The sequence below is a fragment of the Candidatus Zixiibacteriota bacterium genome (assembly GCA_029860345.1).
Taxonomy (GTDB): domain Bacteria; phylum Zixibacteria; class MSB-5A5; order GN15; family FEB-12; genus JAJRTA01.
In genome coordinates this window covers 359,714-371,293 of sequence record JAOUBJ010000003.1, presented here as the reverse complement: position 1 = coordinate 371,293, position 11,580 = coordinate 359,714, and the positions used below count along the sequence as shown (strand labels likewise).

12 protein-coding genes are annotated in these 11,580 nt (G+C 53.4%); 9 read left to right on the top strand and 3 right to left on the bottom strand.

Annotated elements, in window-relative coordinates:
- The first annotated feature begins 209 nt into the window (after positions 1 to 209).
- The 5 genes from OEV49_05200 (at position 210) to OEV49_05180 (ending at position 4,187) form a co-directional block, all read left to right on the top strand.
- The gene (locus tag OEV49_05200) at positions 210 to 677 is read left to right on the top strand and encodes a hypothetical protein (GenBank protein MDH3890460.1); all 468 of its coding nucleotides are present in this window, start codon (positions 210 to 212) and stop codon (positions 675 to 677) included.
- Positions 674 to 1,171 (top strand): hypothetical protein, encoded by a 498-nt coding sequence (locus OEV49_05195; protein ID MDH3890459.1) that lies wholly within the window; start codon positions 674 to 676, stop codon positions 1,169 to 1,171. Before OEV49_05200 ends, OEV49_05195 begins: the two co-directional genes overlap by 4 nt.
- Positions 1,168 to 1,650 (top strand): hypothetical protein, encoded by a 483-nt coding sequence (locus OEV49_05190; protein ID MDH3890458.1) that lies wholly within the window; start codon positions 1,168 to 1,170, stop codon positions 1,648 to 1,650. The genes OEV49_05195 and OEV49_05190 overlap by 4 nt, the downstream gene beginning before the upstream one ends.
- A gap of 14 nt (positions 1,651 to 1,664) precedes the next feature.
- The gene (locus tag OEV49_05185; protein MDH3890457.1) at positions 1,665 to 2,195 is read left to right on the top strand and encodes a hypothetical protein; all 531 of its coding nucleotides are present in this window, start codon (positions 1,665 to 1,667) and stop codon (positions 2,193 to 2,195) included.
- A 477-nt stretch (positions 2,196 to 2,672) separates the two neighbouring features.
- On the top strand, positions 2,673 to 4,187 hold the full coding sequence (locus tag OEV49_05180) for an ethylbenzene dehydrogenase-related protein (GenBank protein ID MDH3890456.1): 1,515 nt from the start codon (positions 2,673 to 2,675) through the stop codon (positions 4,185 to 4,187).
- Between the two features lie 10 nt (positions 4,188 to 4,197).
- Here OEV49_05180 and OEV49_05175 read toward each other — a convergent pair whose 3' ends face one another.
- Positions 4,198 to 4,782 carry a GNAT family N-acetyltransferase gene (locus OEV49_05175; GenBank protein MDH3890455.1) on the bottom strand — a complete coding sequence of 195 codons (585 nt, stop codon included), beginning with the start codon at positions 4,780 to 4,782 and terminating at the stop codon, positions 4,198 to 4,200.
- A 155-nt stretch (positions 4,783 to 4,937) separates the two neighbouring features.
- Between OEV49_05175 and OEV49_05170 the strand changes: the two genes are divergently transcribed.
- Genes OEV49_05170 through OEV49_05155 form a run of 4 tightly spaced genes read left to right on the top strand, consistent with a single transcriptional unit; the run spans position 4,938 to position 9,258 of the window.
- Entirely contained in the window at positions 4,938 to 6,032 is a 1,095-nt protein-coding gene (locus OEV49_05170; GenBank protein ID MDH3890454.1) for an efflux RND transporter periplasmic adaptor subunit, read from the top strand.
- A 20-nt stretch (positions 6,033 to 6,052) separates the two neighbouring features.
- Complete coding sequence (locus tag OEV49_05165; protein MDH3890453.1) at positions 6,053 to 7,288, top strand: ABC transporter permease; 1,236 nt, start codon at positions 6,053 to 6,055, stop codon at positions 7,286 to 7,288.
- A 6-nt stretch (positions 7,289 to 7,294) separates the two neighbouring features.
- Positions 7,295 to 8,542 (top strand): ABC transporter permease, encoded by a 1,248-nt coding sequence (locus tag OEV49_05160; protein MDH3890452.1) that lies wholly within the window; start codon positions 7,295 to 7,297, stop codon positions 8,540 to 8,542.
- A 38-nt stretch (positions 8,543 to 8,580) separates the two neighbouring features.
- Positions 8,581 to 9,258: an ABC transporter ATP-binding protein gene (locus tag OEV49_05155; GenBank protein MDH3890451.1), complete on the top strand. Its 678-nt coding sequence runs from the start codon at positions 8,581 to 8,583 to the stop codon at positions 9,256 to 9,258.
- Between the two features lie 454 nt (positions 9,259 to 9,712).
- Here the strand turns inward: OEV49_05155 and OEV49_05150 are convergent, their stop codons facing one another.
- Complete coding sequence (locus OEV49_05150) at positions 9,713 to 11,230, bottom strand: SDR family oxidoreductase (protein MDH3890450.1); 1,518 nt, start codon at positions 11,228 to 11,230, stop codon at positions 9,713 to 9,715.
- Positions 11,223 to 11,384 (bottom strand): hypothetical protein, encoded by a 162-nt coding sequence (locus OEV49_05145; protein ID MDH3890449.1) that lies wholly within the window; start codon positions 11,382 to 11,384, stop codon positions 11,223 to 11,225. The genes OEV49_05150 and OEV49_05145 overlap by 8 nt, the downstream gene beginning before the upstream one ends.
- Positions 11,385 to 11,580: the final 196 nt, after the last annotated feature.

Below are 11,580 nucleotides of genomic sequence, written 5' to 3'. Positions count from 1 at the left end.
ATCGTAAATCCTTCTGTGTAAACCACAAGTTTACCACGGGTTTGACTCCTTTCATTGGTCTGAAAACTAAAAGTCAAACCCGTTGTTATATCAATCTGCCAATTTACACAACTTAGTTTACACTACCCGTTGAATGGCCTTCTTGACATATCTGTCTACATTCCCTATCTTCGATACAGCAGCACCTTGAGAGAATTGAAGACATTGATATGCCAAAAACTATTACCCACACCATACTGAAAGCTATCCTGCTGTTTGCTATCACTTGTTTGAGTTGTGATGACTACAACATCGTCGAACCCCGGTTCTACGACAAAGACGATATCGTCGAGTTCGCAAACTGTGACAAGGACCCATTGGCGGATCCCGTAGACGGCACCGAAGATGCAATTGGCGTCCTTTATAAGAACGGTGTTCCTGCCGGGTTCGCCGTTGGCGGATGTTGGATTGATCGGGCCGAGGGTGTCCTGGCTGTCTTTGCCGGGCTGCCTCTTGCCGGTTCGTACAAGGTGTCAATTCTGAACAGTGGTGGGGAGCTGGAGACGATCTTGTTCGACGGAGCGGCCGAGGCTGGTGCAATTTCAGCTCAATGGCTGGCCAAAGAGGCCGGAGTTTACGGGATATCACTGGAAACCGATAGATGGGGTGGGGTTCTCTGGTTTGAGGTAGATAGATGAACTCGTATAAGCCGTTCAAAGGTCGCTTGCCCGGGTTGCTGTTGCTCGGCCTGCTGGCTGCATTGATGATGATCAATAGTTGTGATGAATACAATATCGTCGAGCCAAGGTTTTACTCCGAGGACGACATCGTCGAATTCGGTATATGTGAAAGAAGAATCGATACACTTTCATCACCCACTCAGTATGTGACAACACATGCGTCGGTCGATTCGGGTGGTCCGCCGGACCTTCCGGTGGGCTTTGGCGCCAGTCTCTGTTGGGACAGTCGTGATGAACAGTTGCTTCTCATTTACGTTTTCATGCCTGCAATGGGAGCGCTTGAAGTGTCGATTCTGAACAGCGGCGGTGGAGTAGAATCGGTACAGTGGGCAGGACCAAGAAGTGCCGGTATCCACTTGATTACTTGGCTGGCCGAAGAGGACGGAGTTTACGCAATATCGGCACACTCAAGGCATGCGACTGAAGTAGTTTGGTTTGAGGTGAAGCGATGACACACATTCATCCGGTTAAAGGTCCCTGGCATCAGATGCTGTTGCTCGGCCTGTTGGCTGCGTCGATGCTGATCAATAGTTGTGACGACTACAATATCGTCGAGCCGCGGTTCTACTCCGAGGATGATGTCTACGATATCGCAGACTGTGGTTATGATCCGTTCGCCGAGCTGGCAGCTAATCTTGATAGTGCCGGGAATTCTGTTCGGCCAAAACGTATTCCGTCAAACTATGCTGCATACGCCTGCTGGTTCGATCGGACCGAAGGCATACTGGCGGTCGGCATAGCTCTGCCGGTCGGTACCGATTACACCGTTTCGCTGCTCGATAGCGGTGGAGGGGTGAAGGCGATCATACACGAAGGTACGGAACCAGCAGGAGAGTATGTGTTTCCTTGTGTCGTTGACGACACTGGGATTTACGCACTGTCGCTGCAGGCCGATCGTGCGACTGTAGTGGTTTGGTTTGAAGTGATCTGAAACAGGAGAGTGCTTTGAATAGAATCTATCATTCAGTTGTTCTTGTGACAGCCATCATCGTGTTGGCCATACCGACCGTTGTTCAGGCTGAGCACTCCTTTGAATTCGGGGCCGGAGTTCCGCGCGGTGTTATGCTTTTTTCCGGCAACAGCTTTCTGAACATTTCCTTGAAGACAGCCGGCCACTTCAAGTGGCAGCCGGTGCTCCACAATTCGAGTGCCGTCAAAAAGTCGGGAGGGGAATGGCTTGCTCTGAACGTACTGGCCGGATACGGACTGCTCCGTTATGACTTCAACGAGTCGCGGACCGGGTGGGTACCTTTCATTGCAGCCGGTGGCGGCGTGCATTTCATTACATCCTATGCCTCCAGCGGCAGTCCTTTAGACGATAGTTTCAAGCTGAAGCTGTTGGCCAAAACGCACGGATTTGTCGGCATTGAACGGACCCATGGAAGCAACAAGCATCTCTCATTGAAAGTGCGACTAACTTACCCCAGCGATCTTCTCCTGGACGCCGTTTATTTCAACTACGGCATCCGGTTCTAAGCTAACGCTTGCCACCCGCGGATGGATTCCCCGCCTGCGCGGTGATAAATCACTTCTTCGCGCTTCGCGCGTACCCAACTCATGGTGAGCAGACCCGTCTTTGATGGCAGGTCTCCAAGAGAAGAGAGACCTGCCCTACTGAGCTGTCGCGTAGCGGCGGGCATTGTGTCCGCCGACCAAAGTAACGTACCTGGGGCGACACAAGGCCGCCCCCTACGCAGGCCGACGCGGCGCACGAGGAAGTACAACACGCACAATACGCAGGCCGACGCGGCGCACGAGGAAGTACAACACGCACAATACGCAGGCCGACGTGGCGCACGAGGAAGTACAACACGCACAATACGCAGGCCGACGCGGCGCACGAGAACGTACTCCACGCACAATGCGCGGGCAACATGGCGCACGAGGAAGTACAACACGCACAATCAATCGGCTTTTCACTGGTAATCAGTCGCGAGTCGCTTATCTTAGGGCATGGACGACAAGTTTCACCGCTACAACCTGGTCACACGCCTGACACATCTTGTTGCATCAGTACTTCTGATAACTCTCTATGCCACCGGGTTGAGGCTGGCCTGGTTCAGTGGATCAAGTCCTTTATTCGACGCAGGCAGTGTGCTTGACCGATTGTTGCCGACTGGGCAGGTGTACAATTGGCACATGATACTCGGTATGCTGCTTCTGGGCTGTGGGCTATTCTATCTCGTGGATCTCATACTGTCTGGTCAGACCGGTCGGTTGACAGCTTTGTTCACGGACAGAAAACGTGACTACCGCAAGAAACTGTTCTACATATTCATGTTTGCCGACACGGCGGTGATAATCGTATCCGGGATCGGTCTCTACATGGGGACATACCAAGGGGCGGGGGGGCACACTTTCATGAAGGGTATGCATCATTATAGCATGGCGCTCCTGGCCATGCTCATGATCGTGCATTTCATCGACATCCTGCTCGGCAAACAGACGCGCTGGAACTCAATCTTCTTTGGATACCTGCCCAAGCGGCCGCTGAGCCGACGTAGCACCATAGCGGCAGGTGTGATTGGTTTGATCTTCGGGTTGGCTTTGTGGATGTTGGTAAGCTCCCCGGTGACACTGGTATCCACGCTGATCGAGCGCCAGCCGGTTATCGATGGCTGGGTCACCGACAGAGTTTGGACGGAGTGCGATCCGGTGCGGCTGCAAACGGCGGCCGGGGCCAATTTCGACGCCGGCGTCTCCGAGGTGACTATCAAGAGTTTCCATAACAGCAACACTGTTTTCTTTCTAATCCAGTGGCATGATGCCGACCGTTCGTTCAACCGACACCTGATCAAGGAAGAGTCCGGATGGTCGGTACGGGTCTCGGAGTATCCCAACCTGTTTGGTGAGTCTGTCTACTTTGAGGATAAGCTGGCTCTGTCGTTCCATCGAACCTCGGGCGGTTGCGCCGCCACCTGCCATGTCGGTGTGCGCAAAAAGATGGGCCTGCACTACACCGCCGGCGACACGGCCGACCTGTGGCAGTGGCGCGCCCTGTCGACCAATCCTATCCAGCGGGCCGATGACGGTTGGTGGACGTCCGATGATAATGATTCACTGGGCGGACGACACCTGGACAATCTGGCTTCAGGCGGATACTTCGAGAATCTCAACACCGACTGGCAGCAACCGTATTTTCTTCCGACTCATCCGATGGTGCGTCACTGGATCGATCCACGGCTTGAACATGTGACACCTTATTTCGGTGCCGAGGACAGTTTCTCTATCGGCGCGCAAATTCCGGCCGTGATTGTAACGCAGTTCAAGGGCGACCGCGGCGATGTGCGCGCCATGGGTCGTTGGGAGGACGGTGTCTGGACAGTGGAGTTGGCACGCCCGCTCAGGACCGGATCGAGTTTCGATGTCGATCTGCGCGGCGAGACATATATGGGCGTTGCTCTGTTTGACAACGCCGCCGGTAAACATGCTTTTCATCTCCGCCCGGTTAAGCTGGTGGTAGAGTAGACTGGCTGGTCTACGCCAGACAGCAGCGCATGATCGGGCGCGTGGGGCCGCGCCGAAGGACTTCCTTGAAACCGGCTTTGATATAAGCTGAGGTAGTGCCGGTCCAGGCGAAAGCATCGGGCCATTTCTTGTCAGGCTCCACCGGATAACCTTCGACGATTCTGCCACCTTGCTTCTGTACGTGTGCGACCGCCGCCTTCAAGAGGGCGACACTCACTCCCTGGGCACGATGGGTTTTAGCAACGAAGAGACAAGAAATGGACCAGACTTGTCTGGTGTCGACCGGTTTGAAATAACGGGATCGCTCCAACCGCACAAAAACGTCGCGCGGCGCCACCGCACACCATCCAATCGGTTCGTCTCCGAGGTAGGCCAGCAGGCCAGGTATCTGGCCGGACATCACTATTTTTTTCATGGCTCGCTTGTTGCCGGCTCCCTTTTTCCGGGCAAACTCCTTGGCCTGAAACCGCCAGTGCATACACCAACAACCGCCGCAGGCGCCGCTCTGACCGAACAGTTTTACGAAATCATCCCAGCGAGGCGGTGTAACCGGTTTGAAACTCAGGCCGTCGGGTTGTAGCTCTGGTTTGTTCATATTATGGTGGTCTCCGGTCGGGACAAGATGGCTTTTCGGCCCGCTTTTGTCAAGCCACCGGTCAGATCAGGTTCTGAAACAATTGAGGGGGCGCAACGTACTAACTACAGCAGGCGCAAATGCAGACGTGAACACATTTTTCGGAGAGACAATTCATGTTAAAGAAGATACTCTTGGCCGTTATGGGTGTAACCGTGGTCGGCCTGGTGCTGTTCTTTGCCATCGACGGATCAGCCAAAAAGCAGGACGTTCTCAAAACGGTCGCTGTTGAGCGCGGCAGTATAGTCGATAAGGCACTGGCCGTCGGACAAATCGAGCCCAAAAAAGAGAACACTATCAAATCGAAAATCCCCGGTATCGTCGGCAAGATCTTCGTCGACATCGGTGATCACGTCAAAGTCGGTGATCCGCTGTTTGAGATTGCGCCCGATCCGACACCGATGGAGTTTGCCGAAGCCAAGCGACAGGTGGAGATATATCAAGTGGCCTGCGACAACGCCAAGCGGGAGTATGATCGACACCAGACCCTCAGAGATAAGCAATTGGTATCGTTTCAGGAGTATGAAACCAAGAAAGCAGCCTTCGAGGAAGCCGATCTGAGACTCAAACTGGCCAACGAGAAACTGGCCCTGATTGAACCGGGGCGGTCAGAGATTGCCGAACTGAATATCGACAACATTATCAGATCACCCATATCCGGCACGGTGCTTTCCCGGTTGGTCGAAGAAGGTGATCCGGTGGTCCCGCTGACATCATACCAGGCAGGTACCGAGTTGATGACTCTGGCTGAGATGGACGACCTGATCTTCCGTGGGAATGTAGACGAGATCGACGTCGGCAAAGTGTCCACCGGGATTCTGGCCGAGATCGAAGTTGGAGCTATTCCCAACGAAAAACTGATCGGCAAGGTACGCAATATCTCGCCGAAGGCCCATCGCGATCAGGGGTCCACTCTGTTCGAGGTCGAGATCGTGATCGATGATCTGGGTGACAACTATCTGCGCGCCGGCTATTCAGCCAACGCCGATCTGATCATCTCAAGGAGCGAAGACATACTTCTCGTGCCCGAACGACTGGTCACTATCGATGATTCCATAGCCACCGTTGAGGTGCAGGATACACTGGGCGCGGTGACCACTCGTGATATTACCATCGGTCTTTCCGACGGAATCAATATAGAAGTTGTCGAAGGACTCGATGAGGGTGAGTTGATTGTGGAGCGCCCGCCCAGGGAAATCACGGCCGACTAACAGGTATTGACTGAATCAATATGATATCACTTCTCTCACTCAAGCAATTCTTCAACGACCTGCGTCGTCAGAAACTCAGGACCCTGATGACCACCTTCGGCATCTTCTGGGGTACCTGCGCCATCGTGCTGTTGTTCGCTTTCGGAAAGGGAATCACAGAAGCGCAGTTGAAGTCACAGAAGGGTCTGGGTGAGAACATAGCTATCTACTGGCCGGGCATTACATCAAAAGAATTCCGCGGCCTACCCAAAGGGCGACGTATCCGATTCACCGAAGACGACGTTGCCCTGATCAAAGCCAGGTCCCAGACTATCTCGCGCATCTCGCCGGAGTACTCCCGCTGGCGAGTGACTATGAAGCGCGGCAAGAATACATTCAACCAGCAGATGATAGGTATCTGGCCGGAGTTTGGGGAGATGCGCAATATTATTCCGGATGTCGGTTCACGTTTTATCAATGAACTCGACATGGCTCAGAATCGACGAGTCATTTTTATCGGCGACCGGCTCAAGACGGATCTTTTTGGTAGCGACCCGGCCGTGGGCGAGACGATCCTGGTCGAAGGTGTTCCGTTTACCGTCATTGGCGTCATGAAAAAGAAAGAGCAGGACTCATCCTATTCGGGGCGTGATAATCGCAAAGGTTTCATTCCCTCGACCACCTTCAAGGTGATGTATTCAAGCCGTCGGCTGAACGATTTTGTAGTACAGTGCAAACCGGAACTCTCCATGAAACAGACCGAGCGCGAGATATATGAAATCCTCGGTGCCCGCTACAAGTTTGACCCTACGGACTCGGAGGCGCTGTCGGTGTGGGATACAACGGAAGGGTTTGCTTTTCTCAAGGCTTTCTTCACTGCGTTCAGCACTTTTCTGGTCGGTATCGGCGTGGCTACTTTGATCACCGGCGGAATCGGCGTTACCAACATCATGAACGTTGTACTGGAAGAACGCACCAAGGAGATCGGCATCAAGATGGCCTTGGGTGCCAGAAAGAGTGTAATCCTGAGTCAGTTCGTGATGGAGACGTTGTTGATAACGGCGGTCGGTGGTCTGTCCGGATTTCTGTTTGCGTACTTGATCGTGAGTGTTTTTCCATTGTTGGAACTTGGAGAGTTCATCGGCACCCCCACGGTGGATACCGACATAGGACTGCTGGCGGTTCTCTTGGTTGGACTCGTCGGCTTTGTGGCCGGCATCTTTCCCGCTCGGCGTGCCGCCAATTTACAGCCGGTCCAGGCCTTGAAACTGTTTTAGTTTATTATGAATCTGACAACCGTTTACAACATCTTCGTCCGCGACTTTCGCAAGCAGAAAAAGCGCATCACGCTCACGCTGGTGGCTCTTGGTTGGGGTACGATTTCCATCATGCTCTTGCTTGGTTTCGGCGAGGGGTTGCACCAGCAACTTTCTATCAATCGTCGCGGTATGGGCGAGAGCATTGTCATCTTGTGGGCCGGCTCGACCACTATGCCTTTCAAGGGACTGCCCAAGGGGAGGGAGTTGCGATTCGTTAAGGAAGACATCGACTACTTGCGTCAATCGATGCCTGAATTGGCCGAAGTGGGCGGCGAGTACTCGCGCTGGGGTGTAGAGATAAAGTATGGCAGCACCGTCATCAGCGAGCACGTCACCGGAGTCACGCCTAATTACGAAACGATGCGCAATCATATCCCGGAAATGGGCAGCCGCATGATCAATGATCTTGATATACAACAGAAGCGGCGGGTTACATTCCTGGGTGATGAATTGAAAACCAGGTTATTCGGCGAGGAAGATGCCGTTGGAAAACAGGTTTTCATACAGGGTCTGCCGTTTACGGTGATCGGTGTCATGCAACATAAGATGCAGATGAACAGCTACTCGGGGCATGACCTCAATATGGCGGCTATGCCGCTGACGACATTTGAAACAGTATTCGGTCATCGCTACCTGAACAACATCATCTACGTACCCGAGGACATCTCCAACATGGCAGCGGTCGAGCAACGCATGAGGGAAGTGTTCAGCGCCAAGTACAAATTCGATCCGGACGACGAACGCGCTATCTCGGCTTGGGATACGGTCGAGAGCGGCCGCGAGTTTTCCAATATTCTGATAGGCATCAAAATCTTCCTGGGTATCATCGGTGGTCTTACGCTGTTGATTGCCGGGGTCGGTGTGGCCAACATTATGTACGTCTCCATCAAGGAACGCACTCGCGAGATAGGTATCAAAATGGCCGTGGGCGCCAGGAGATCGTACATCCTGTTTCAGTTTCTTATCGAAGCCTTCATCATCACCTTCGTTGGAGGTTTTGGGGGCATGGCCATCAGCTACATTTTGACCGAGGGTTTCAAGCGTGTGCCGATGGAGTCCGATGTGCTTGATTTCATGGGACGCCCGACAATCTCGTGGGAAATCGGCCTGGTGGTGATAGCCATACTCGGTCTGATGGGTCTGATGTCGGGGCTGTTCCCGGCCATGAAAGCGGCCTCGGTTAACCCGGTCGAATCGTTGAGGTATGAGTAGGAACCATGAGTGAAGGTCTGATCAGACGGAGTGAGTCGATGATAGAAATGAGACAACTGAAGAAGAAGTATCTCACCGGCAAGGTGGAATTTGAAGCTCTCAAGGGGATCGATCTTTCGGTCGAGTCCGGCGAGATGGCTGCCGTGGTAGGACCTTCGGGCTCCGGCAAGTCGACCTTGATGAACATAATCGGTTGTCTTGATGTGCCCACTTCGGGTAGTTATCTTCTGGAGCGTGAGCCGGTCAATGAGATGACCTCGAATCAGTTGGCCGATGTTCGCAACAAGAAAATCGGTTTTGTATTTCAGGCTTTCAATCTGCTTCCGTATGCCACCGCCTTTGAGAACATCGAAGTGCCTCTTTTGTTTGCGCGCGTGAGCGGTAAAAAACGACGCGAACGTGTCATTGATCTACTGGCCAGAGTCGGATTGGCCGACAAAGCAGGCAACAAACCGACCGAGATGTCCGGCGGTGAGATGCAAAGAGTGGCTATTGCACGGGCATTGGCCAACGAGCCGGATGTAATTCTGGCCGATGAACCTACCGGCAACCTGGACTCCGCCTCAGGTGGTGAGATCGTGAATCTCTTCCATGAGTTGCACAAAACGGGCAAGACAGTGATAATTATCACGCACGATATGAGTATTGCCAAACAGGCAGGGAGAATCATAAAACTAAAAGATGGTCTGGTGGAGGGCAACGGCAACCTTGCCTGAGGCTGATCATCTTTGGGACATCTGAGGTCTTTGACACCCATCGTTTCATCTACGAAGAGGGGACAGTGCAACGCTGTCCCCTTCTTTTTTTTGGTTTAAGGCGCACGCTTCGACTGCGCTCAGCGTGACAGTATCATGTAGGTCAGGTCCTTTATGGACCTGACTCAATTGTCAGTCGAGTAGGGTGGGTCCGTCTTCGCCTGCGCGCCGCGGCGTGAACCCGCCATGTTGTCAGGACCACAAGGGTCCTGACCTACTAACAGAAGATGGATTCCTGCCTACGCAGGAATGACAGAAGCGTGTCAAGGCGCACCCTTCGACTGCGCTCAGGGTGACAGTATCATGTAGGTCAGGGCCGTCTTCGGACCCGCCGAGTCTGAAGACTCACCGGGCACAACGTGGAACAGCTCTGTCATACCGAGCGCAGTCAAAGCATGAGAGAGTGGTTTTCCATCTAACTGCGTTTTTCGATCTGTTTGATCATGTTTTTGAAAATGAAAAAATGCACCGGTACCAGACAGTACCAATAGATACGACCGAGAAAGCTCTCAGTGTCAAAGTAGGCAGCCACCGACAATAGTCTCTGCTCAGAACCGCTTATCTGCTCGACAGTCAACTCAAGCCAGGCGCGTCCGGGCATTTTCATCTCAGCGCGCAACAAGAGTCTTTGGTTCTCCACCAGGTCCTCGATGCGCCAGAAGTCGATGACGTCATGAATCTCCAGATGCACCCGGCTTTTTCGCCCGCGTGAACTGCCGACACCCAGGAAGAGGCGATCCAGCCAACCTCTCAGTTTCCATAACCAACTGCTGGTGTACCAACCTTCCTTCCCGCCGATTTTGCAGATGGATCGAAACAACTCCTCAGCCGGTTTTTGAGTGGCCCGCGAGTGGCGGGTCAGGTAGGCGACGTCGTGATCCAGGTCTTCCAGTTTCAAGGCCAACTCCTGAGCCGGTGGATAAGCATCGGACCATCTGGTGGAAACTCGATCCTGATCTTCGCGGGTCATAGCCCTGAGAACCGCCTGCTGGAATGAGATTGGTTCGAACGGCAGGTATTCTTTGATGGCATCATCCTGGCAAACAACTTCGTTTTTGAGGCCTTCAATAAGGCAACGCACGATTGCATTCGGTACCGGTGTGAAGAGACTGACCAGGTAGGCGTAGAATTTGATCAGCGAAAGCGGCATAGGTACCAGAAACGTTCGACGATGAATGATCACGGCCAGAGAAGCCAGCATTTTTTGGTACGACATAATCTGGGGACCACCGATATCGAACGACTTGTCGGCCGTTCGTGGTACCTCCAGCACACCCACCAAATACTTGACGACGTCACGAATACTCACCGGCTGGCATCGGTTTATCGCCCAGCGCGGCAGTACAATCACCGGTAGGTATCTCACTAGGTGATGGATGATCTCATACGATGCGCTTCCGGAACCTATGATGATTGCAGCTCGAAGAATCGTGACCGGCGTTTTTCCCTTATGCAACTCCTCAGCCACTTCCATCCGGCTGCGCAGGTGTGACGAAAGAGGCGCGCGGGTATCCCCCAAGCCGCCCAGGTAGATGATCCGTTTTAGGTGTTGTTCTTCGGCGGCTCGGCGGAAGTTCTCGGCCGCCTTGATATCGGCGGCTTCAAAGTCACCGGGTCCAAGGATAAGTGAATGTATCAGATAGAACGCTGTGTGGATTCCGTAGAGGGCCGCATTAAGTTGTTCGGGATTGAAAGCATCGGCCACCACCACCTCAGCTTCCGGCCAATGTCCGATGTGACCGCGCAGATCGCCGCGCACCATCACCCGAACGCGATAGCCGCGTATCAGTAGTTCCGGCACCAGCCGTCCGCCGATATAGCCGGAAGCGCCGGTCACCAGAATCTTGCCCATCTGGGGCATGGGGCTGGTGGGCAGATCGCGGCAAAAAAGATCGCTGTCGTTGTGTGTTACGATGGTTTCCTGTTCAGCCATGCTTTTTGTCCGTCGACGAGTCATCGGTCCGGTCGGCCACCTGCAAATCCGGACGCAGCTCTCCGCCAAAGGCGGTATAGTTAGCTTGCGGCGCGACATTGAACGAACGGCGACGCCGGGTAATCGACAACATGATTCTAATGCACAGGGGCATTATGCCACAACTATTATACCGGTCGAAACCGGACGATTCAAGACCTTATTTGCGGCTGGGTAGACGCCTTCGTTGGTGACTCAGCACTGTATCGAAAAAATCTATCCACTTATAGAGTTCGTCGGCGGTTTCGATCATCGAGTGAAACGGTCGCAGACAGAATCTGCTCGCAAAACCAGATAAAACACATTGACTT